The following is a 24,638-nucleotide window of genomic DNA, read 5'->3' as shown; positions in this document are numbered from 1 at the left end:
ACTTTACATTCGGGACACAACATGACTTGAGGCGAGCTTTCCCATTTCACTGACCAGGCGATCAATCTCCGGTTCGGTGCGTTTTTCGGTAGTGGCAAGAATCAAACAGTTTTCCATACCCGGATACCATCGACCGGCATCGATTCCCGGCAGGATATTTCGCGTGACCAACTCCTGGATTATCCGTGCGGCCGGTAGCGGCGTCTTGATGGCAACTTCGCGCACGAAAGGTCCATCGAACCATAGCTCGAATCCGTCCAATTCAGCCAAACGTTGCGCTACCGTCTGAGCTCTCTCGGCCGACAGCAGGGCCGCCTGCTTGAGCCCGGACTTGCCCAGCAATGACATGTATACGGCAGCGGCTGCGGCACACAACGCCTGGTTGGTGCAGATATTGGAGGTTGCTTTTTCTCGTCGTATGTGTTGCTCTCTTGTTTGCAGGGTCAGCACGAACCCGTCCCGTCCATCGACATCGGTCGTGCGCGCAACTACTCTGCCCGGTAGCGACCTGATCAGCTCTTTGCGGGTGGCAAAGAATCCGAGCAGCGGTCCGCCGAACGACATTGGTATGCCCAGTGGTTGCCCCTCGCCGACGACGATATCGGCGCCGCAATCGGCCGGGGTTTTCAGGATTGCCTGGGCGATTGGATCGACGCATGCCACCAGTTTTCCGCCGACGGTGTGAACGGTTTCAGCCATGCCGGTCAGGTCTTCAAGCCGGCCGAAGAAGTTCGGCTGCCCGACTATTACGCAAGCAGTCTCGTCGTCAACTATCTCGGCCAGTCTGTCTGTGTCGGTGAGGCCGGACGCCATGGGCGCTGTTACCAATTGCGTATCGCGTCCCGATAGATAGGTCTGAAGCACCTGGCGATACAGGGGGTTGACTGTTTCCGAAACCACTACCCGATTTCGACGTGTCGCCCGGCAGGCCATGGCGGCAGCTTCGGCGGCGGCCGTGGCGCCGTCGTACATGGAACCATTGGCCACATCCATCCCGGTCAATCGACAAATGTGTGTCTGGAATTCATACATGACCTGCAACGTGCCCTGGGCTACTTCGGGCTGATAGGGAGTGTAGGCCGTCATGAACTCCGGCCGCGAAATGATTGTGGCAACCGCTGAGGGTATAAAGTGATCATACACCCCGCCGCCTGCAAAACAGGCCAACGTGGTGACCTTCTGAGCGGCCATTGTATGGATCTGGTTGAGCAGTTCCAGTTCGGAGGCGGCCGGGATGTCGAGGGGGCGATTCAGCCGCAGCTTGGCTGGAATATCGGTGAGTAACTCTTCGATGCGGTCGACGCCGATCTCTTTGAGCATGGTGCGACGGTCGTCGTCACTGTTCGGTACGTAAGGCATATTCGGTCGAGGCGGATTCCTATTGAATTGGGAGCATCATATCAATCCGGTTCACCCGTCGATGATACTCTGGTAACCTCCTGCGTCCAGCAATTGATCCAGCTCGGTCGGTTTCGACAATTCCACTTTGATCATCCAGCCGTCGCCATAGGCATCACGATTGATAGCCATCGGATCATCCTCAAGGGCACTGTTGATCTGGACCACCGTTCCCGTCACCGGTGCAAAAAGCTCCGACACCGCCTTGACCGCTTCGATAGTTCCAAACGGTTGCGCCTTGCCGATGGTGCTGCCGACTTCCGGGAGTTCGATAAAGACGATGTCGCCCAATTCACTTTGCGCCCAGTCGGTGATGCCGATGGTAGCTGTTTTGTCTTCCGTGCGGAGCCACTCATGCTCATTGGTATATTTAAGATCGGCCGGGATGTTCACTCTGTCCTCCGTGTTAGCTTGAGTCCTCGCCGGTTGAGGTCGCCGTTTCGGCCACCGGTTCGACATCCTTGTCTTTAGTCTTGTCTTCGGTCTTACTCTCGTCGCCCTCACCGGATCGCTGCAATGTCAGTTTGGCCGGTGGAGTTGCTTTTTGAGTTGTCATCATCTTTTCAACAAAATCCAGATTGTAATTCCCGCTGGCGAAGTCCGGATGGTCGATCACCTGTTGATGAAACGGGATCGTGGTCGGGAGACCTTCAATAATAAATTCTTTCAGCGCGTTCTTCATTCGGATCAATGCCTGCTGCCGGTCACGTCCTTTGCAAATCAGCTTGGCGATCATGGAATCGTAGTAGGGGGGGATTTTGTATGTAGTGTACACGGCCCGATCGACGCGCACACCCGGACCGCCCGGTATGTGCAGGCCGACAATCGTGCCCGGCGTAGGCCGGAAGGACTTCTCGACGTCCTCGGCATTGATTCGACACTCGATAACGGCCCACTTGGGCTGTAGTTCTTCCGGCTTATATTTCAACTCTTCACCCATGGCTACCCGAATTTGGTCCATGACCAGGTCGATCTCATACGCTTCTTCGGTTACCGGATGCTCCACCTGTATCCGGGTGTTCATTTCCATGAAATAGAAATTGCGATCAGCATCAACCAGGAACTCAATCGTCCCAACGCCGCGATACCCAACTCTCTTGGCCCCATTGACCGCCGCCTCGCCCATCTTGGTGCGCAACTCGGGCGTCATTAGCGGGGAGGGTGTTTCTTCGATCAGTTTCTGGTGACGACGCTGTACCGAGCAGTCACGTTCACCGAAATGGAAGTAATTGCCGTGGGTGTCGCCGATGACCTGAATCTCTACATGATGCGGACTCAGGATAAGTTTCTCAAGATAGAGGTCGGGGTTGCTGAACGAGTTGGCCGCTTCGGTAGATGCTATATGAAAACCGCGTTCCAGTTCGGCATCGTCGCGACACATGCGCATCCCCTTGCCACCGCCTCCGGCCACCGCTTTGAGCATGACCGGGTAGCCGATTTCCCTGGCCACTTCGCGGGCCACCTGAAAAGTCCCAACCACACCATCGGAACCCGGCGTGACTGGGACACCGGCTTTTTTCATCAGTTCTTTGGCGGCGATTTTGTCACCCATCTTGCGGATTTGGTCGGCGGTGGGACCGATAAACACGATGCCGCAGGACTCGCAGATGTCGGCGAAGTCAGCGTTTTCCGCTAAGAACCCATAACCGGGATGGATCGCGCCGGCGTTGGTTACTTCAGCCGCGGCAATAATCTGCCTTGTATCAAGATAGGACAAATTGGGTGGGGCCGGGCCGATACAGACATCTTCATCGGCAAATCGAACATGCAGAGCATCCCGATCAGCTTCCGAATAGACGGCCACGGTAGTCAGACCCAGTTCGCGACAGGCGCGGATTACCCGCAGGGCGATTTCGCCGCGATTGGCTATCAGGACTTTATCAAACAAACTAAAACACTCTCCATTAACAGTCACGGCAGGACAATCCCTGCCATTATACAGTTTATCAATATACGCTAAAGTGGGGTTTGGTACAACTAGAATTAAGGCGCGGAGGACCCGCCCAACAAAGCTGCTTACATAACAACAAACGTCGGGTGGCCGTCTCAAACCCTGTTTGGGGCGGTGGTCGCTGCAGGTCGGGTCTCTCTTATCTTGAAGACCTGACGTTTTGGCGGGTTCACGCCGCGGCGCGCAGGCGAAGACGGACCCGCCCCCCTGGAAAAGCCAAACGAAAGCGGCAGGTCACATCCCGCCAGAGCGGGACAAGACCTGCCGCAACTTTGCACGCTATATGCGCGACTAGTACTTAGTGAATTCTCCGCCGAGATCGGTGGATGAAGACTCCTCGGCGGGGGCGTCCTGCTGATCGTCGCTTCCCCAACGGTCGGACGTACCGGTGACGCCACGGACACGTAGGTCGAAATCGTCCGGGTTAGTAGCCTGTATCATCGCTTCTTCGAACGAGATCATCCCTTGTTTATAAAGACCCATGATAGACTGATCGAAAGTCTGCATGCCATACTGGACGCCGCCTTGCTCCATCAGTTCGGGAAAGTCGGAGGTTTTCTCCGGATCAAGAATGCACTCGCGGATGGCGCCGGTGTTGATCAGGATTTCCAAAGCCGGTACCCGGCCCGGCATGTCGGATCGGGCAAGCAGTCTCTGGCAAACGATAGACTTGAGCGTACCACCGAGCAGGAGGCGAATCTGCTGGTGTTGATGGGGCGGGAAGAACGATATGATACGCGTCACTGTCTCCACCACATTGAGTGTATGCAGCGAGGTCAGAACCAGGTGACCGGTGTCGGCGGCGGTAAGCGCGATTGACATGGTCTCCAGATCACGCACCTCACCGATTAGAATCACATCCGGGTCCTGACGGAAAGCATGACGCAAGGCCGAGGCGAAAGTGTCGGTGTCGCCGCCCACTTCGCGTTGACCGATTATCGATTTCTTATCGCGGTAGATATACTCTATCGGGTCTTCGACAGTGAGGATATTGCAATTACGATTTGAATTCATGTGCTCGATCATGGAAGCCAGGGTGGTCGACTTGCCGGAACCGGTGGTGCCGGTGAGGACTATCAGCCCGCGTTGTTCGGCGGCCAGTTTTTTTATGACCGGGGGCAGGTTGAGTTCTTCGAATCCGGGTACCTGAGTGTTTACGGCGCGAATGGCCACGCCCGAGGTGCCGCGCTGACGAAACAGGTTTATCCGGAAACGTCCCAGTTTGGCCACCGAGAGGGCCAGGTCCATTTCACGCTTGCGGTTGAAACGCTCCAACTGTTTTTCGTTCAGAATCTGTGACACGATCTGGTCCATAAGATCAATTGTCACCGGATCGGTGGCGATCTGTTCCAGTTTTCCGTTGACCCGCAAATGCGGTCGGTTGCCCACCCTGATATGAAGGTCGGATGCTTTACGGTTCAGCATCTCGACCAGCATCTGTTTGAGATTCATACTGGCGTCCCTTCCGGCGACCGGCGACCGCTATTCGGGATCGATCAGAAACATGGCCTGCCCAAACTCTACCGGTTGAGCGTTCTCGACCAATATCTTGACAACTCTTCCCGAAACTTCGGACTCGATCTCATTCATCAGTTTCATGGCCTCTACGATGCACACGACCTGGCCAACACCGATTTTTTCATTCAACGAGACATAAGACGAAGCATCCGGCGCTGGTGCGGCATAAAAGGTGCCGACCATAGGCGATTTGACCTCGACATATTTGCCGGTGTCCTCAGCCGGCGCCGGGGGGGCCGCTGCCTCAATCGGTGCCGGTGCCGCCACTGGGGGCGGCGCTGCGACCGGAGCCGGAGCGGGCGGCGGGCTGCTTGCGAGGACAACTGTTTCGCCGCTATGTCCGTTGTCGGTGTGCCCAAGTTTGTGCACTATCTTTACCCGTCGCCCCCAACTGGAGACTTCGAGCGAACCTATATCAGATTCTTCGACCAATTTGATGAGCTTCTTAATAAAACTTGTGTTCATCCAACACCTCAGCAACCAAACCGCCCCGGTCGGGCGGACTTAGCCACAGTTCTTTTTGCTTACTCTGACAAAAGAGTATAATCTCAAGCCCCTACAGTTCCAACAAGTATTTTGGCGACTCGGTCAGCACCCGACCGCCGGTGCGGGTCACTACCACGTCATCTTCAATTCGCACGCCCCCCCAGCCGGAGATATAGATGCCGGGCTCGACCGTTATCACGTTGTTGACCTTTAACTTATCATCAGAAATCGTGGACAGGCGGGGCCCTGAGTGGATCGGGTCAAAGTAAACTCCGATGCCGTGTCCGGTGCCGTGCCCGAACTCTTTACCGTAGCCGGCCCGGGTGATGATCTTACGGCAAGCCTCGTCGATTGCTTGCGCTTTGACCCCGGCCTTGATTTTGGCAACACCCGCCTTCTGTGCCTTAAGCACAATATTGTAGATCTTTTTCTGGCGAGCAGTCGCTTTACCGACCACGACCGTCCGAGTCATATCCGACACATATCGGTTGACGACGGCGCCAAAATCAAAAGTCACGAAATCACCCTTGGCGATCTTCTTGTCCGATGCTTCTCCGTGCGGCATGGCCGAGCGGTAGCCGGAGGCGACAATGCTGTCAAAGGCCGGTTTGGTCGAGCCGAGCATTTTCATTTGATACTCAAGCTCGGCTGCAATCTCACGTTCTCGCACACCCGGTTTCAGCAACCCGAGTACCCGCCCCCAAGCGACATCGCCGATCTGGGCTGCTTTGGCGATCTGTTTGATTTCATGAGCATCCTTGACCCAGCCCAGCTCGGCCAAAACGGAGTCGGCCGATACGATCAGCGAGTTGGGAAGGGCAGAGGCCAGCTTAGCTTGTCCCGAAACCGAAAGATGTTCACCCGACACGCCAAGTTTCAGGTTCTTCTTCATCAAATGTGTAAACTCAGGCAGACAAGCCACCAGGTCGCCTTTGGACATTACATGAACTTTCGCGCCGCGGACTTCTTTCTTGGCCTGGTCGGTATAGCGAAAATCGGTCAGGAAAGTCGCGGTTTTGTTGGTGACGACCAAAAGGCCGTTGGAGCCGGTATAGCCACACAGGTAGAATACGTGATCGAGGCGTGTAACAACCATGCCGTCGAGGTTTTCTTTCATGAATTGTTTTCTGAGCGCGGCGATTCGCTTTTGTGACATGTTAATTGTCCTTCTCTGAGATGCGTTGTTCTGCCTCGGCCAGTTTGTCGGCGATACGAGGACTGGGGTTGCGTTGGGTGATTGCCTGGAACACTTGGGCGGCCAGACGTGGGTGGCCCTGCTTGAGGTAAAGATCACCGATTGTCTCGGTGAAAAACGGAATTGCATGGGTGCCGGCCGATGTTGATTGGGTGGCTTTGGACTCGGTCGTGCGTTTGAGCGTAATGGTGCGAGTTGTCTCGGTTGTTGAACGCTCAAGTGAACTTCGGATACCACGGCACTCCGGGTCTATCTCAAGAATTCGGCCATACAAGGCCATCGCGCCTGCAGAGTCTCCCTCCGCGAACTTGATATCACCGAGATACTTCAGGGCCACCAGGTTGTCGGCATCTCGCGACAGCACCTGAGAAAACTGAACTGCCGCCGACTCGATCTGACCGGCTTTCAAAAGCGCCTTGGCCAGAATCAACCGTCCCGAAATCAGGTCCGGCTGCTCGGCCAGATTGGCCTTACATACCTCTACAGCACGCGAATACTTCCCCTCAGCCAGATAGACAGCGGCAGAGGCGGGCCAATAACCGCTTGAGGCGAGATGTTGAGCGGTTTGGTCGGCTGGTTCATCGAATGGTCTGAACATAGGGCACTAAGAAACAGCCACGGCCCGAAAAAAGCAAGCGCCGAGTACGGGGTGATAAATCACTTTCCAGTTTGCAGCCTCACCCTGAGCGGAGTCGAAGGGTGAAGCAGCAGCACCCAACTATTCCATTGACCTAGCAACCAGGTGATAAATCACTCTTTCGCGCTACGCGGCGATAAATCGCTTTCTAGTTTGCAACCTCACCTTGAGCGACTGGGTGGCACCCTCAAACTCGGTTTGGGGGTGTTTCTTGCCCGCCGCCCCAAAGAAGAATTGAGGCGGCCACCCGGATGGGGGTTTGTTCGCGACGAGGCTTTGCGCCGGGTGGGATTCACATCTTCACGTAATGAGCCCACCTGCCCATAAACGGGTCTTATGCGTGACGCTTCAGGTGGGGTGTCAGAGAGAGTACGCTCATGCTTCGACTGCGCTCAGCATGACATTCGTGCGCGAAGCGCGAGAGACAGGGCTTGACCCTGCCACTATTCATTTGACTGGGCCGCAAACCGCTTCTATCATTATCGCAACATGATCACCGCCGATGAAATCAAAAGACTGGCCCAAGCCTCAGGATTCGATCTGTGTGCAGTTACGTCGCCTGAACAGATCCCGCACGCCACCGAGCGCTATCGACAGTGGCTTGAACAGGGGTATCACGGCGACATGGCCTGGATGGCCGCATCGAAGGAGCGACGGAGTGACCCCACACACTTGATGGATGGCGTGCGCTCGGTCATCATGTTAGGCTTGAACTACTATCAAGAGAACTCAGAGCCGACACCAAAGGGACACGCTCGCGTCTCTCGGTACGCTCGTGGGCGGGACTACCACAAAGTGGTAGCGCGGAAGATCAAGGCGTTTATAGCACGTATCGAGGCAGCGATCAACCGCGACGCTGTCGTGCAGAATGAGGCAGAGGCTCGCTTTAAATGGTGGGTCGACTACGGACCATTCCTCGAACGAGCCTACGCCGAGAAAGCAGGCATGGGGTTCATCGGCAAGAACAGTATGCTGATCAACCGGGAGTTCGGGTCATGGTTCTTTCTGGCTGAAATCGTTACTTCGATTGAGTTGGAGGGCGACACAGTGCCGGACAACCTCCACGGACGATGCGGCAAGTGTACGCGATGTATTGATGCCTGCCCGACCGGCGCTATAGTCGGTGACGGCGTGGTAGATTCCAGACGCTGCATCTCGTATCTGACGATCGAACATCGCGGCGACATTCCGGACGATCTCGCTTCTTTGCATGGCGATCTCCTGTTCGGGTGCGACATCTGTCAGGAAGTCTGCCCGTTCAACCAGAAGCGTGCGATCCCGACACCGCACGAGGAATTGCTGCCGCCTCACGGCGTGGGGGAGTTTATCGACTGTAAGCGGATAGTCGCGCTTGAGGGCAACGAATCGTTTTTGGAACTGACCGCCGGTACGCCGTTAACCCGTCCGAAACTCGACGGCCTAATACGCAATGCGAGAATTGTGCTGGGGAATGCCCCGAAACAAGATTGAAGGTCCATCTCACAATTAAAAACAGGAAACACAGTGTCTGGTGTATCTTCTTGTTTTGGGGTGTTTTGGCTAGTTTTGTTAGGAAATTGTTGGAAAGAGGTGTACGTAACAGATTGGTGAAAATGGAAGACGCGCTACGTTCAGGAGGCTATTCAGACAATGCCCATGGAGTATAATAGTATTTACTTGTATTATCTGAACAATTTTTTTTGTGTGTCTTCGAAATTTCCGTAAATTGATTCAAGCTACAAAAGCAAGAGCGGTGCTGATGACGTACAGTGAGTGTATACTGAGAGAATCGGACATAAGGAGGTGTCATGAGTAATACTAACAGTCCAAAAGACCCAGATGATCCCAGTGGGAGTGAACAAAACAAGGGAGCAGTGGTTTCTGAGTCACCCGTAGAGATCATTGAGGAAGTGGACCCCATCAAAGGTATTTTTCAATCGCTGAATAGGATCAGTGATCTTGTTGCCAAACATTTCGAAAACAGGACAGACGAAAAGAAACAGCGGATAGTAGCGACCGTAGACTCGCATAAGAGGCAGCAGGTCCACGAGCACCGGGTGATGTACATTGTGATCACAGCCGCCGTTGCCGCCTTCATGGGTGGAATATATACTCTTATTTTCAGCGCCCAGCCAGTGGCGGCGTCTGGCCTCATCTCTGGGGGGCTTGGTACGATGCTTGGTCTCATGGGTGGTATGGGTGGAAGTAGAACAGAGCCATTCGAGTAGATCCAACCCGTTAACACACGTTAGTTCAGTAGCACGCTCTTTCTTCGGTACCCCACCTGAGCCTTGCGGCAGGTGGGTTCTTCGGGCTGAATGGACCCATACATAAGCAATCCAACATCAACGCAAAATGAGACTCCGGTCCCTTTGGTAAAGGAGCAACCAATGACTACTGAAGCAAAACAGATATCCGCATTTATCACCACTTTACCATGCCCGTTTCAGACTCACTATCGATTCCATTTTGCAAACTTAAAAATACGGAGAACAAACCCATTTCAAATAACAAGCCGGAGCTGGCTAAAGCGATGTCTGACATAGGCAACGCGCGAAGCTCGAGAAAGTGATTTATCACCAAAACGAACCCATTTCCACCCGCCGTAGCGGATGGGCCACCGGGGGAACGCAGTCAGGTTTTTCATTGCCAATCTTCGAACGAACCCCGACCTTGGCCGCATGATTAAGCTCGCGCCATCAGTTTTGGGCGCCGACTTTGCACGGCTCGGCGACGAAATCAAAAGCTGTGAACAAGCCTCTGCCGACCTGCTCCATCTGGACATCATGGACGGCCACTTCGTGCCGAACATCTCGTTCGGACCCGGTATCGTAGGCACTATCGACAAGCTGACCGATCTGCATCTGGATGTCCACCTGATGTTGTCCCAGCCTGAGAAATACTTCGAGCCGTTCGCCAAAGCGGGCGCCGATGCTATCACTTTTCACATCGAGGTACATCCCCAGCCGGAACCGTTGGCCGAACAGATTCATGCGCTGGGGATCAAGGCAGGTATCTCGCTTAACCCGGATGCGACGGCCGACCAGGTTCTGCCGTATCTGCATGCCTTTGATCTGTTGCTGGTGATGTCGGTCTTTCCCGGTTTCGGTGGGCAGAGTTTTATCCCGTCCGCTCTTGACACGATCAAGGCAGCACGCGCGCACATAGACAAGAACAACCTGCCAACAGAGATCATGGTCGATGGTGGTGTCGACAGCAGCAATGCCGCCGACGTTGTCTCCGCCGGTGCTGATATTCTGGTGATGGGATCGGCTTTTTTCAAGGCCACCGACCGCGCCGGGCTGGCCGAGTTGGTGCATGAATTGTAGTCATATCAATCCGGTTTAGCCCCACTTTCCTCTTGCTATCTTTCTTGCCCCAACGTATGCTGGCCTCGGATCGGTTGAGATGAAACTTACGTATAACATACAATGATAGCCGGATACATCACGGCCACCCAGGTCAAGCTGGCCCGCGCCACCCAACGCAAGGGGGAACTGCATCTGCTTGACCGGATGAGTTTCGACAACTGCGACTTCTCCGACTTTTCGTCGATTCTCAAACTCTACCGAAAGCGCGTTCATTCAGACAGCGCCGCCGCCTGTTTCGGTGTAGCCGGTCCCGTAATCAACAATGCCGTCACGGCCACCAACATCCCCTGGCGCCTGGATACGGCGGACATCGCCGGGGAGTTCGGCTTCAAACAGGTGCGGTTGATAAACGATCTGGAAGCCACGGCCCACGGTCTCTTTCTTTTGAAAGATGACAGCTTCTACACTATTAATGAAGGGGCCGGCAAAGGTCAGGGGAATATAGGTATGGTGGCGGCCGGAACCGGGTTGGGCGAGGCTTTGATATCGTTCGATGGTCGCACCTACACGCCGTATGCATCCGAGGGCGGCCATGCCGATTTCGCGCCCGGTAGCCAACTGGAGGCGGAGCTGTGGGAGTACATCTATGCTCATCGCGGCTATGTCGAGGTGGAGGATGTGGTCAGTTTGCCCGGCCTTGAAACGATCTACCGGTTCTTGATCGAACACGATCGCATGGTGACCGGTGACTGGTTCAAAAAGGCGCGCGACAAACCGGCTGCCATTATTGAAAAGGCCCTGGCCGATGCCGATGACGTCGCGGTGAAGACGCTTGACATGCTTGTCGACAGCTACGCTTCTGAGGCGGCCAACCTGGCCCTGTGCGGCATGACAACCGGTGGCGTCTACCTGTGCGGTTCTATCGCCCCACAGATTGCGACCCATCTGGATCAGGGGCGGTTCATGAGCAGGTTTGTCAAAAAAGGGAAGATGGGGTCTTTGCTTTCCGAGATGCCGGTTGGCGTCATTCTCGAAAAAGAGACCGCTCTTTTGGGTGCGGCTGCGGCCGGGTTGAAAAGCTGACAGCATGAAACGCTGGGTCTTATTCCTGCCGGGATTATACCGTAAAAAGCAGATCGGTTTTTACCGAAAACTCTGCGGCGCGGCGCGACTGGTGGCCGTGGATGGCGGCTGTCGGTTTTTTGCCGCTAGTGGACTGACTCCGAGCCTGATCATCGGCGATCTGGACAGTGTCAAGTCGATTCCAACGCAGTTCAGGGACAAAGCCGAACTGCTCCGTTTTCCGGTCAACAAAGACAAGAGCGATTTGCAGTTGGCCTTTGAGCATTGCCTGGCTCAAAAAGCGCGGCAGATAGATATCGTCAATCCATCCATCGGCCAGGTGGATCACTTTCTCGGCAATCTGATGCTTCTTGGGTTGTTTAACAAGAGACTGAAATCGTCAGGCGACGTTAGAGTCAGAATCGTCAATGTCGATTATGAGATTCTCTGGCTGCACGATACCAAACGATCAATTGTCAATTGCGTCGGTGATGGTCTTTCGGTGCTACCGATGTCGGCGAGTATCAAACTCAGTTGTCGCGGCACCGAATATCCTGCCGAACGTTTACGAGTCAGACGCGGCCACACCCAGAGTCTGCGCAACCGGATCACGGCCAAACGAGCGTCCATCGGAGTTGAGGGGGAGGCGCTGGTGGTTCATTACTTTTCGAAGCGCAGGTGACCGGGCGCAACGGGTGGCTGTTCATGCTGAGCGGAGTCGAAGGGTGAATCTTGTAGGGTTCGTCCTGGGTCGAACCCGCCAATTGTGTCGGGACCACGAGGGTCCTGACCTGCTCATCTGTCGGTGCCGGCTCTCCTGCCTTTTGGCTGTTGACAAACTTTTCCAGCTTTGTATATTCGGGCCGAAGCTTTCGGGTGGTATCCAGTTAGCCTGTAAGCTGCCGATACAAAGATTGAACTGGGACATCGTCCAATGGTAGGGCACGCGGCTCTGGACCGTGTAATCGGGGTTCGAATCCCTGTGTCCCAGCTTTATATCACTCGACCCCCCTTCAACGACCAGGTTGAAGGGTTTGTTGTATGTGGGACAAAGGGGGGCCCAAAACCCAAACCTTTGCCTGGTGAATGCCGTTAACGTTGTGTGGCGCACGCGCTGCACAGTTGAGATACCCGGCTTTTGGCTTGACTGGGTACTCAACTAGACCTTATATAAGATGGTTGTGTCAAACGAGCGCGACATTCTGTATCCGCATCCGGAAGCTTCTCGTTCAACCCGAGGGTCGTCGCTCCACTCAAAGAACCGGCAGAATCTGAGGCTCGGTCATGAACCAAGATGAACCCGCTGGCCAGCAATTAGTCGAAAGAGTTCTCCAACTGGAGCGGCGGGTAGAGGAGCTTGACCACGAGGCCTCGGTCAGCGAACAAAAACATCGCGATGTCAACCAGCGTCTGCGCATGGAGCATTTCCTGGCGGAAATGGGGACTGCGCTCTTGGAACTAACAATCGACCAGGTAGATGCAGGTATAGCAGACTGGCTCGGCCGCATCGGGGACTTGATCGATACTGACAGGGTCACGCTTTTCAGGCACTATTCACAGGATCGTTGTTTTCGGTCCACTCAATCATGGGAGCGTCCCGGTATTTTGCCGCCAAGGTCGGTCATTGATTACGACCAAACACCCTGGGCGGTTCGAGAGATCCTGGCTGGTCGCATCGTGCGCGCGGAGCGGCTTGAAGAGTTGCCCCCCGAGGCTTCGACCGATGTCGCGTTTTTTGAGGAACATGGCAATCGGGGTGGACTGATGATTCCGCTGAAGGCCCGGGGCTCGATAATCGGTGCGGCGGTTTTGGCATCCGTGCGTTCCGAACGACAGTGGCCGGAGGAACTGGTACAGTGGCTCCATGTTGCTGCGCAGATGTTCGCCAACCTTCTGGTTCGCCTTGAAACCGAAACAGAGTTGGCTGAGACCAAATCACTTTTGCTGGCCGCCATCGAACAGAGTCCGGCCGGTATCCTCATTGCCGATGCTCCCGATGTACGCATTCGCCTGGCAAACTCCGCCGCTTTGAGTATTAGGGGCCAATCCGACCAACTCTTAACGGAGATTCCGGTCGAAGCACATCCTTCGCACTGGCAGACCTTTCGCGAAGACGGCACGATGTTTGAGCCGGAAGAGTTGCCGCTCTCTCGGGCTGTCTTGAAGAGTGAGACATCGCAAAATGTGGTCATGCGTATCCGGCGTGACGACGGCCATGATCGCTGGGTGCTGGCCAATGCCGCACCGGTCCGAGATGCTCATGGTGAAGTCGTGGCCGGGGTGGTGGTGTTTCCGGACGTTACCGATGGTATCCAGGCGCACGAGGCTCTGGTGAGCAGCGAAGAGAAGTACCGCGTCTTGTTCGAGTCGGCCGACGACGCCATTGTTACGATGGACGGTCTGAAGTTTGTCCAATGTAATGAACGAACACTGACAATGTTCGGATGCGACAAGTTGGATGAGATCGTCGGTCACTCACCGATGGATTTCTCTCCGCCGATGCAGCCGGACGGGCAGCCCTCGGAGCGGAAAGCACGGAAACTCCTCGAAGCGGCCTACGGCGGAGAGCCGCAACTGTTTTACTGGCAACATATCAAGCCGGATGGCGTCACTTTCGACGCCGAAGTATCGCTGAATGTTTTCACAATTGAGGGTCGAGACCTCTTGTTGGCCATCGTGCGAGATGTTACTGAGCGGTTGCAGATGGAAGAGTCCATCCGTCAATCCGAGGAGAAGTTCAAACAGGCTTTTCGCTCCTCGCCCGATTCCATCACTATTAGCCGTCTGTCCGACGGCTGCTACCTTGACGTCAACGAGGGCTTTGAGCGCCTTACCGGATATAAGCGAGAAGACGTGGTCGGTAAGTTGTCCACCGACATGGCCATGTGGGTCGATCCCAAAGACCGGGAACGGATGAAAGAAGCGTTGGAGAAGAGTGGATATGTGACAGATATGGAGATTCCGTTTGCAAACCCGGCGGGAGAGTTACGTGATTGCTTGTTGTCGGCGGGAGTCATAGAGCTCAACGGCGAAGCCTGCCTGGTGGCAACCGTTAGAGATATTACCGAGCAGAAGCGGGCAGGGGAAGAACTTGAGGACTCTCTGCGCACCAAAGCGGGTATTGTCGAATCGATCTCCAGCGGGCTTTTCACTTACATGTACGAACCGCCCGATCGGTTGATTCTACTCGATGGCAATCCAGCCGCCGAACAACAGACCGGCATAAAAGTGAATGAGTGGATCGGCAAAGAGTTCAATGAGATTTGGCCGGAAGCCAAGGAACGCGGGATTTCCGACTCCTTCCTGTCAGTGATGAAAACCGGGCAAACTTATGAGACCGAGGATACCTACTACCGAGACGAGAGGTTGGAAGGTGCTTTCAAGATCACCGTCTTCCGTATGTCGGAAACTATGCTGGGTGTGGCCTTTGAGAACATTACCGAGCGTAAAAAGGCGGAAGAGACGCTTCGAGAAAACGAGGAGACCCTTCGAGCCCTGCTCAACGCCCCTACCGAAACTGCGATTCTGGTTGACTTGGAGGGCAGTATACTGGCCATCAACGAGATCGGAGCCAAGAGGCTGGGGAAGAGTGTCAAAGAGATGATCGGTCTGGGATTGTGGGCCTATCTCCCGGATGAGGTCGTTACCTCAAGAAAAGCCAAAGGTGATGAGGTTGTTCGCACCGGTCAGAGCGTTCGCTTCCAGGATGAGCGAGCTGGAAGAACTTACGACAATAACATCTACCCGGTCTTCAACGACGAGGGCAGGGTCAAGGCCCTGGCCATCTATGCTCGTGATATCACCGAACAGACACAGGCCACTCAAAAGCTCAAGATCGCTGAAGAGTTCACACGGACCGCCATTGACGCTCAGATGGACACATTCTTCGTCTTCGAACCCGAGACCGGCAAGCCGATTCGTTGGAACAAGGCGTTCTCCGAGGTTTCGGGTTACAGCGATGATGAAATACTCACGATGAAAGCGCCGGATGACTGGTACAGCAAAGAAGAACTGGCAGGGGCGGCGGTGGCACTGGGGAAGGTGGCCAGCGAAGGACATGCCACGGTAGAGATGTCGCTTATCACCAAGGACGGACGACGTATTCCGACCGAGTACCGGGCCTCGATGATGAGTGACGAGCACGGCAACCCGAAGTATGTCATTTCGATTGGTCGGGACATCACCGAGCGCAAGCAAGTTGAGGAGGAAGTACAAAAGCTGGCCGAGGTGGTAAAGCACAGTAGTGAGCTTGTCAATTTGGCTACGCCTGATGGACAGATGATCTTCCTGAATCAGGCCGGGGGAAGTATGCTGGGGATAGAGCCTGAGGAAGTCGAGTCCACCAACATCATGGAGGTCATCCCGGACCACTTGAAAGAGATGGTCAAAAACGAGGTAGTGGCAGCCTTGCTGATGGGCAAGACGTGGGAGGGTGAATTACAGTATCGCAATATCAAGACAAATGAGATTACGGATGTACATGCGATGACGTTTGTAGTCAAAGACCCATCAACCGGGGCTCTGGTCTATCTTGCCAATGTTTCGCGTGATATAACCGAGCGCAAACAGACCGTAGAGGCGCTCAGCCTGAGTGAACAGAGACTGGAGTTGGCCCATGGTGCCGCCGGAATGGGTATGTTCGACTGGGACATAGAGAATGACCTGGCCGTCTGCAACGAACGATACTTCGGGCTATTCGGTTTGAAACCTCAGGAACGCATGCTCTCCGAGGAGGACTGGCTTGTTTCGGTCCACCCGGACGACCGGGAGCGCGCACAGACTGAGGTCAGGGAGACCCTGGGTAAGAAGGCTCCATACAATACCGAATACCGGATCATTTGGCCCGACGGCTCGGTGAAATGGGTGAGCAGCATCGCCAAACTTGTGGTCAACGACAAGGGACAACCGATCCGAATGATCGGCGCCATGACCGATATCACCGAGCGTAAAAGGGACGAGGAGGCGCTGGCGGCGCGTCTTCGGCTCGAGAGCTTACTGGCCGAGTTATCTGCCGACCTCGTGAAAACGGACCCCACTGAAATCGACGCTACGGTCACCAAGTGGCTGCCACACATCATTCAGTATGCGGGTGCCGATCGATGCAGCATGTGGCTTCCGGCGCAGGACGGTTCAGACCACCGGGCCGAGTACCGCTTCACCAAGCCCGATTTCGATCAGAGATACGAAGCGGTATCAGGCGATTTCCCCTGGATGGCACAACAACTCACGTCCGGTGATCCGATCGTGATAGAACGGCTGGACGATTTGCCCGGGGAGGCGAACGCCGACAAAGCGGCTCTTAAAAAGTACGGTGTAAAGTCCAACATTTCGGTGGCCTTGGAAGGTAGTGGTGTTCTCATCGGGACTCTCTCTCTCAGTACACTGGAGAAAGAACGATCCTGGCCCAACGATTTACCGCGGCAAATCCGGCTCATAGGTGAGGTGATGGCTAATGCCATTATGCGAAAGCGGGCCGAAGGGGCCTTGCGCGAGAGCCAGGAGAGGTACCGGCGGCTGGCTGAGGCGTCTCATGAAGGGATTGTGATGTCGGAAAGAGGCGTAGTCCTTGATGCCAATCGACAGATGGCGGGAATGTTGGGTTGCTCGTTGGACGAACTGCGGGGCATGCGGGTAGAAGACATGGTTGCACCCGAGTCGCGCAGCCTGGTCAGAAAACACATCGCCGCCCGCCACGAAGGTGCATACGAGCATCTGGCTATGAAGAAAGACGGTTCCGTGATTCCGGTTGAAGTTCGCGGCAGAACAATACCTCTGGAGGGCCGGATGGTTCGAGTCACAGCCATTCGCGATCTTTCCGAACGCAAGCGAGCCGAGGAAGAGTTGCGTGAAGCAGCCACCAAACTCGAATCCGAACATCAGGCCTTGACGGCCAAACACATGGCCTTACAGGAAGTCCTCAACCATGTCGAGCAGGAAAAGTTCGACTTCAAGCACGAGCTCTCAAGCAACGTCGAGCATGCTCTGACTCCGTTTGTGCAGAAGTTGCGCGATAGTAGTGGTTCGATCTCAGAGACCGATCTCGAATTGCTGGAAGATACGATCTTATCTTTGGCCGGCAGCGATTTGGATGTATTTGCCAAGAACTACGACAAGCTGACCCCGCGTGAGCGGGATATTTGTGATCGTATCCGACAGGGACTCTCATCCAAAGAGATCGCCGATGATCTAAGCGTTACCCTGCAGACGGTGGAAAAGCACCGTGCCGCTGTCCGAAAGAAACTCCAGATAAAGCACAAAAAGGTCAATCTGGCCAGTTACCTTCGATCCAGGTAGCTGCCGGAAGGATTAAACAGGTCCCCCGTGAGCCGTCACGCGAGGTGATAAAGCACCCTGGAGGGGTCTCATGCGCTCCGAGGCTTATGACCTCAACGTGGTCACCACAACCTCGCCCTGAGCGGAGTCGAAGGGTGAGCGAAATCGAAGGGTGAACGGATTCGAGTGGGTGGACATGTTTCCAAAGGGGCAAACCGAGGCCGTCCGCCCGCCCACAAGTGATCGCGATCGCCGCGACCAGGAGCGTTAGAAGCCGCTTGTGGCCGCGTGATCTCTCGATGACGAGCTGTGGGATTGGCAAATATACCCTTACCCATCGGGTATACCCAGTTTCTACCCAGTAAACCAGCGTTGATTTAGTACTCTTCAAAGTCGACTTTTTGTGTGTAACGCGCAGGGTCCGAACTGCGACGCCGACAACAGGACCCTTGCAGGGCGCCAACGAGATTGTGCAGGAGTTGGGTGCCTCGAAAACCGACGACCGGGTAGTTTGGAGATGGGATTGGACGAAATGCAGGTAGATATCCTCTTGGTCAGCGGATCGCAGTCTTGCATCGAATCGGTGCAACGTGCTTTTGAGGGCCATGGCAGCGGAACCACGTTGTCGGTGGCTCGTAGCCTGAGCGATGCCCGGCGGTTTCTGGCCACCATCGTGCCCGACGCCGTAATAGCCGACAGTGACCTTTCCGACGGCCGGGGCCTTGATTTGGTGAGCGGCGAAGGAGAGTTGGGACCGTTCCCGTTACTTCTGCTGGCTGAGGATGAGAAGGCTCTTCAGTCATCATCGGACTTGCCGCCGGTCACCGTAGAACCGATATCTCGGGCCAACCATGCCCTGGCGGCCATGCCGCGCATCGTCAACCGCATCCTGTGCAAATGGCAATTAGCCAGGCAGCACCGCCAGGCCGCTGACAAGTGCTGGCGGCTGGAAAGACTGGTCAAGGCAATCACCGACAACGTGTCGAATGTTCTATATGTCAGGGATGCCCAAAGTGAGCGAATCGTTTTGGCCAGCCGCGCCGGGCTACAATTGATCAACCTGCAATCGTCGGACAACCCGGGTGAACCGTCGGGAAGTACACTTGAGTCGCAACCGTTTGCCGAATTGGATCGGCAGGCACTGGAACAATCAGTTCCGATATCGAGGGACCAGGAGACAATTGCCACCCCGGTCGGCGACCGGATTATGCGGACCAGGAGGGTGCCGATTGTGGATCAACGGGGAAGACCCGAGCTACTGTTGGGTGTAGCCGAGGACATCACCGACCGTATAAAAGCCGAGGCAGCTTTTCAAGAATCGGAGCAGCGCTATCGGGACCTCGTCAACTCTCTGAACGAAGGGGTCGCTTTAGTCGACAAAAACGAGATCGTGCAGTTTTGTAATCCCGCCTTGGCCGAGGTCTTTGATTTCGATACGCCCGCCGAGCTGGTCCACCGAAGTCTTCTCGATTTCATTCCGGGTCGGCAGAGGGTCACCGTGGAGCAGGAAAACGAGCGACGACGGCAGGGTGAGAGTTCACGGTATGAACTCGATATCACTACCGTCCTGGGTCGTCAGAAACGAATCATGCTGTCGGTGTCACCCCGCTTCGCCAGTGGTCAATACTGCGGCAGTCTCGCTTTGGTTCTGGATGTCAGCACCGCTCAGGCAACCGGAGACGAGGTGTCCGCCTCCGCTCAAAAGGACTCGCCGGCTGCTGTCGTGGCCGAAATTGCTCATGATTTTAACAATGTACTCTACGCCATATCGGGGAATATCTCTCTGGCCAAAGAGGACCAGGCAGGCCGACCGGATACCCTGGTTCTGCTGGAACAGGCGGAGGTGGCCATCGAGCGGGCGGAACAGATCGTTCGAAAACTTCACAACCAGGTCGACAGTCCAACCAGTCACCATCGGACCGACGATGTCGCCTCGGTAATCGGCGAAGTAACGCGACAAGTCTTAATGGGATCGGCGGTTTCACTGTCGCTATCGGTGCCGGACAACTTACCCCCTGTGGCAATAGAAGAATGCCAAGTGTACCGTATCCTGAACAACCTTTTGGCCAACGCCGTTGACGCCATGCCCGACGGTGGTCGTCTGTCTGTCTCCTGTTCGGTGGATATGGCACGAGAGACTATCAGTGGTGTGACACCGGACGGCGCCTATTTGCGTCTTACCATCGCCGATACCGGATTGGGCATTCCCGATAGCCGGCTTGAGCGCATCTTTGAACCATATTTCACCACCAAAGTGAACGGCCGCGGAGTGGGCCTGGCTTCGGTGCGCAGTATCGTCGCCGAGTGTCGAGGTCGCATAACGGTAGACTCGCGCCTCGGGCATGGAACCACTTTCACCATTCTCCTGCCGCTCGCTTTGACCGCAAACGAATTGGAGAGACCTGCCCGGGATGAGGGGGCTTCCCGTGGCGGTCTGATAATGGTCGTCGATCCGGACGAAGACATCCGGCATGAGGCTGCGGCCATCCTGCGATATCTGAATTATGAGCCGCTCCTGGTCAAAACGGCCCGGGCCGCCCTGGATAGAGTAGGCAGCATAATGTTGTCCGACCAACCGGTGGATGTCGTGGTGATCGATGAAAAAGTGGTGGCCGACGAAACCGACGAATCTGCGGTCACGCAACTGCATCGGATAGACCCTGACTTGATTATTATCCTGGCCGGGAATTCCGATCTGCTGATGGTCCACGAACCGGAGAGATTCGGTTGCCAAGCGATCATGAACAAACCATTCCGATCGGGAGCTTTCGACCAGGTGCTGGCCGAGTTGCTGAAGGGAAAGGTGCGTCAGTAAGCCCGGTGGGGGCAACACGGACCAGAACTGTAATTCGGAGTATGATAGTGCGCAGATACAACAACAGTTTTGCAAAATTGAATCGAATCTTGAGCCACGCTGAAGGCTTGGATTGTGACCTGACACCTGAGTACATGTCAGACCAAAGCGGCAGGTCACACGAATCTGTTGGTCTCCTCTGCGGCGGACAAGACCTGCCGCAAACGGGTACAGACAGTCAGGCGAGTCGCCTGCCTGCGCCCGGTAGAGTTAACAGTTTTAGCATAGGATATAGGACATCATGAGCCGACAGCGCGAGTTTCCTGAAAATGAATGTGACAGTACCCGGTGTTCCGAACCCGGAGCCGACCCTGAAAGGCAGACAGCCCACTCGATCAAAATAGAGTCATCCGGCGTTCAAGTGCCGTTGGGGCTGCTGGACAGTATGAATCTGTGCTGCGCGGTGGTCGATGCCACAGGCTGCATTGTATCGGCCAACAGCCATTGGCAGTCGGTCTTTGGGGCGGTGGTGGACGACGGACCGTCCGAACCGATATGGGAGGTGCTGTCGGAGGGAAAGGGCCCCCTGCCCAGCCGCGTCCGCGAGGGTCTCAGAAATCTTGAGTTGGGCCAGACAATAGATCTGGGTCACTCACGACCGGGAAAAGGCAGTGAGGTAGAACGGACATTGACCTGGAAGTGTTCGCTGACCTCGGCCAGGCACTCCGACGAGTGTTTCTACGTTGTCGTCGGCCGGGACCTGACCGGCGAGGGCTCGTTGGGCCAGGCGCTCGAGGACTCTCAGCGTGACCTGGCCAAAAGCCGGCTGGAATTGAAGCGAAAGTCTATCGCCCTGCAGGAAGTTGTTGCCACCGTCGAGATCGAGAAGCAAGCTGTCGCCTCTGTCTACGAACACAACATCTCACGCGTCGTCGAGCCGCTTTTGCTGCAGCTGAAAGAACGCTGCCGCGACTCAGAAAGGCATTCTATCGAGGTGCTGGAAAGTTGCCTCAAGTCGGTGCTTTCACCGTCGGCCGTGAACCTGGAGCGAGTCTGCGAAGGGTTGACCTCCCGCGAAATCCAGATATGCAATATGGTCCGACAGGGTTTCGCCACCAAGCAGATTGCTTCGGTGCTGAGCCTCTCCAATCAAACGGTTCAGACCCACCGCAAGAATATCAGACGAAAGCTGGGGATTCGCAGCAAGCGGGTATCGCTGGAGAAGTCGCTTAAGCGTTTGGAGCAAGGCACGGAGGATGGCGAACAGTAGAATCAGGCGCAATCGACAGGGACTGGGCTACCCATTCGCTACCCTAAGTTTGCCCGTCAACTGTAGGACTCTACTACCGACTAAAGACTCTAGATTAGTCGTCATGGCAGTTGCACTTCTGCTTTACGGCCGATCGAGTCATCGGCCAACGGGCGCCTCGTGCTGACAAATGGCGCCTGAAGGCCGGGGATAGAGAGGATTCGGAAATCGAAACAGGGAATGAGAGACATCAAGACGAGTGTCTTTCAAGGACGGCAGTATTTGAAGCAAAAGAGAATAGTGTAATCTTAAGGAAGAGGTATCAGCATGACCGCAAAACGGATCACTCGGTTTCTGATCGGCCTGCTTATGGTCGGACCGGCGTTGATGAACACAGAATCAACGCGAGTCTACGCTCAATCAACAGAAGACATGATGGAGATGTCTTTGGATGATCTTCTCAATTTGGAAGTCTCATCGGTTTCAAAAAAGGCGGAACGTCTTCAGGATGTAGCCTCGTCTTTGTATGTACTGACCGAGGATGATATCAAAAGCAGTGGAGCAACATCGTTGCATGAGGTCTTGATGACCGTGCCCGGTTACTGGGGCATTCAGGATGAATACAGCCATGTGGCCCCTGTCATTCGAAATTCACCGGCCGTAAACGGCAACCGTGGTACCGTGTTGTATCTGTTGGATGGTACACCAATCCTGGACAATATGGCATCATCATTCTCCTTTCACAATTTCGACATACCGCTGGATGAAGTACAGAGAATCGAAGTGATTAGAGGATCGGGTGGCACGGTATATGGCGCCAATTCCGCCACGGGCGTTGTAAATATCTTCACCAAGTCTCCCAAAAACAGTGATGGACTCAGCTTGCGCGTCGACGGTGCATCTCCGACCTACGGCAATTTCACCGCAAGAGCCGGAGGCCAGGTTAATGACCGTTTGGTTGCGTCTGTATATGCAAAAGTGAGGAAGTTTGACGGGTATGGTGTTCTACCGGAGTTTCAAGGAGAGACGATAGAGGTCCCCAATGGTGAGACCGGAAACGACACTTTGATTACCAATAGATTTTCCTCCGACTTTGAGACGTCAACAATGTACAGTGGCGGCGCCAAAGCTGCGTATCAACTGGGAGAGAATACCGAGATGTCCTTCGGCGGACACTATAATTCAGCAGCGCAGACCACCTATACGAACTATGACACCGAACTATCGTTGATTCACGGTCAGGATGTTCTGGTTGAGAATGATATCAATCGAAACAGATTTGTCGGAAATGTGAGATATGATCACAGGTTCAACGATAACCACAGTCTCTTTGCCCGCGTATCAACAAACGTCGAAAACGATTTTCTGAATCTGTTGGGCGGCTACAAAGTAAGGAACTCCATTGTTGACATCGAGGCGCAGGACAATTTCCCTGTTGGCACACTCCACGATTTCAGCCTGGGAGTCAACTACCGGATAGTGAGTTTTGATATACATGACGTTAATGCCGTGGACGCCGTCAGGTATCTCGATCCGAATAACAAGGAGTCCTTGAGTGGTGGGTTTGTCCAGGACAAAATCAAGCTGCTCGATGGCAAGGTCAACCTGCTCCTGGGGCTCAAGGCGGAAAACTATAAGCTGCTGGACGATGACTATTACCTGTCACCGATGGCGAAATTCTCTTTTGTTCCTTCCAGGGACTTTACCCTGTGGGGTGGTTTCACGCAATCCTATACCACCCCCGGCTACAACAACACGAATATCGATCTGCTATTATTGCAGACTCTTTCCGATGAGACTGTTTTTGGAATGGCCACCCAGGGGGTGTACGACAATGTGTATCAGCAAGCGTATGACGGCGTACTGGCTGCCGGAGGAGACGCGGGTACGGCCGACGCAACGGCCACCGCTGCGGCCACGGCATTTGTTGCCTCCGAAGCTGGACAAGCCGCGATCACCGCTGCCGCCGGAGGAATCAGGGCGGGATTGCCCGACAACGTTGGTGTCATCAATGGTAATAAAACCGTACCTACCCGGTTCCAGACATTTGAGTTGGGCTTCAGGGCAAACCTTGAAAAGAGATACTCGTTCGAATCGAACCTGTACTACTCGAATATTACCGATGGTATCGCGGCTTCGGCAGCTCCGATCCTGGATGATACGGAATCCCCGGTCGTTGCGGGCCAGAGTGTGGATTACTACCTGTATGGGAATTACATCAAAGGAACCACCTACGGAGTCGAGTCAATGTTCAGATTCGTGCCTTCGAAAGGAACCAAGTTCGAAGTGGCCCATTCTTACACTCACTCTGAGTGGGAATACCAAGAGAACGATGAATTCGACATCAGTCTGTTGAGTCCCAGCGAAATCGACAACACACCAGAGACTTCCGTGATGCCGAAGCACCTGTGGAAGGTCCGCGGTATGTTCCGTGTGCCCGGGGAAATCGGTATGAATGTCGGACTCATCCACGCCACCGAATACTCAAGTCAGAGCAATTATGATTACATCAGGCAAAGATATCCAAGCCTGCTTGCAGCCACCGGCACCGAAGTGGCCACGGACGGCGCTCGGACGATTGTCAATGTCCGGCTGGAAAAGATGTTAATGGACGATAGGTTGACCGCATTCGCCTTTGGAAACGATGTGTTCAACAAAGGCAGGGTAGTCAGTACGAATCCCCTGGGTAACACTACCTTGAGTAAGATCGGTGCGAAGTTCGGACTTGGAATGTCGTTGGACATTTGACGGGCAGGGCTGCAGATAACACAAATGGACGCAGGGA

Annotated in this window: 16 protein-coding genes and 1 tRNA gene; 10 read left to right on the top strand and 7 right to left on the bottom strand. The window is 54.8% G+C overall.

Annotated elements, in window-relative coordinates; translation table 11 throughout:
- Positions 1–3 precede the first annotated feature (3 nt).
- From gcvPA to OEV49_08110, 7 genes are all read right to left on the bottom strand, one after another.
- Entirely contained in the window at positions 4–1,359 is a 1,356-nt protein-coding gene (gcvPA, locus tag OEV49_08140) for an aminomethyl-transferring glycine dehydrogenase subunit GcvPA (protein ID MDH3891042.1), read from the bottom strand.
- Between the two features lie 51 nt (positions 1,360–1,410).
- Entirely contained in the window at positions 1,411–1,791 is a 381-nt protein-coding gene (gene gcvH / locus OEV49_08135) for a glycine cleavage system protein GcvH (protein ID MDH3891041.1), read from the bottom strand.
- Between the two features lie 13 nt (positions 1,792–1,804).
- On the bottom strand, positions 1,805–3,286 hold the full coding sequence (gene accC / locus OEV49_08130; protein MDH3891040.1) for an acetyl-CoA carboxylase biotin carboxylase subunit: 1,482 nt from the start codon (positions 3,284–3,286) through the stop codon (positions 1,805–1,807).
- Between the two features lie 354 nt (positions 3,287–3,640).
- Positions 3,641–4,801, bottom strand: coding sequence for a PilT/PilU family type 4a pilus ATPase (locus tag OEV49_08125; protein MDH3891039.1), 1,161 nt, complete (start codon positions 4,799–4,801; stop codon positions 3,641–3,643).
- 30 nt (positions 4,802–4,831) lie between these two features.
- On the bottom strand, positions 4,832–5,332 hold the full coding sequence (gene accB / locus OEV49_08120) for an acetyl-CoA carboxylase biotin carboxyl carrier protein (GenBank protein ID MDH3891038.1): 501 nt from the start codon (positions 5,330–5,332) through the stop codon (positions 4,832–4,834).
- Positions 5,333–5,423: 91 nt separating this feature from the next.
- Positions 5,424–6,509, bottom strand: coding sequence for a Xaa-Pro peptidase family protein (locus OEV49_08115; GenBank protein MDH3891037.1), 1,086 nt, complete (start codon positions 6,507–6,509; stop codon positions 5,424–5,426).
- Between the two features lies 1 nt (position 6,510).
- Complete coding sequence (locus OEV49_08110; protein MDH3891036.1) at positions 6,511–7,146, bottom strand: tetratricopeptide repeat protein; 636 nt, start codon at positions 7,144–7,146, stop codon at positions 6,511–6,513.
- Between the two features lie 528 nt (positions 7,147–7,674).
- Between OEV49_08110 and queG the strand changes: the two genes are divergently transcribed.
- From queG to OEV49_08060, 10 genes are all read left to right on the top strand, one after another.
- Complete coding sequence (gene queG / locus OEV49_08105) at positions 7,675–8,655, top strand: tRNA epoxyqueuosine(34) reductase QueG (GenBank protein ID MDH3891035.1); 981 nt, start codon at positions 7,675–7,677, stop codon at positions 8,653–8,655.
- Positions 8,656–8,972: 317 nt separating this feature from the next.
- On the top strand, positions 8,973–9,392 hold the full coding sequence (locus OEV49_08100) for a hypothetical protein (GenBank protein ID MDH3891034.1): 420 nt from the start codon (positions 8,973–8,975) through the stop codon (positions 9,390–9,392).
- Between the two features lie 453 nt (positions 9,393–9,845).
- Positions 9,846–10,493 carry a ribulose-phosphate 3-epimerase gene (gene rpe, locus OEV49_08095; protein MDH3891033.1) on the top strand — a complete coding sequence of 216 codons (648 nt, stop codon included), beginning with the start codon at positions 9,846–9,848 and terminating at the stop codon, positions 10,491–10,493.
- A 102-nt stretch (positions 10,494–10,595) separates the two neighbouring features.
- On the top strand, positions 10,596–11,558 hold the full coding sequence (locus OEV49_08090; protein ID MDH3891032.1) for a glucokinase: 963 nt from the start codon (positions 10,596–10,598) through the stop codon (positions 11,556–11,558).
- 4 nt (positions 11,559–11,562) lie between these two features.
- Entirely contained in the window at positions 11,563–12,219 is a 657-nt protein-coding gene (locus tag OEV49_08085; GenBank protein ID MDH3891031.1) for a thiamine diphosphokinase, read from the top strand.
- Positions 12,220–12,457: 238 nt separating this feature from the next.
- A tRNA-Gln gene (locus tag OEV49_08080) sits at positions 12,458–12,528 on the top strand.
- A 293-nt stretch (positions 12,529–12,821) separates the two neighbouring features.
- Positions 12,822–17,831 (top strand): PAS domain S-box protein, encoded by a 5,010-nt coding sequence (locus tag OEV49_08075; protein MDH3891030.1) that lies wholly within the window; start codon positions 12,822–12,824, stop codon positions 17,829–17,831.
- A 511-nt stretch (positions 17,832–18,342) separates the two neighbouring features.
- Positions 18,343–20,625, top strand: a complete 2,283-nt coding sequence (locus OEV49_08070; GenBank protein ID MDH3891029.1) for an ATP-binding protein — start codon at positions 18,343–18,345, stop codon at positions 20,623–20,625.
- Positions 20,626–20,905: 280 nt separating this feature from the next.
- On the top strand, positions 20,906–21,874 hold the full coding sequence (locus tag OEV49_08065) for a helix-turn-helix transcriptional regulator (GenBank protein MDH3891028.1): 969 nt from the start codon (positions 20,906–20,908) through the stop codon (positions 21,872–21,874).
- Positions 21,875–22,180: 306 nt separating this feature from the next.
- The gene (locus tag OEV49_08060) at positions 22,181–24,601 is read left to right on the top strand and encodes a TonB-dependent receptor plug domain-containing protein (GenBank protein MDH3891027.1); all 2,421 of its coding nucleotides are present in this window, start codon (positions 22,181–22,183) and stop codon (positions 24,599–24,601) included.
- The last annotated feature ends 37 nt before the right edge of the window (positions 24,602–24,638 follow it).

This window comes from Candidatus Zixiibacteriota bacterium (assembly GCA_029860345.1).
Classification (GTDB): Bacteria; Zixibacteria; MSB-5A5; order GN15; family FEB-12; genus JAJRTA01.
This window is presented reverse-complemented; position numbering and strand designations above follow the sequence as displayed.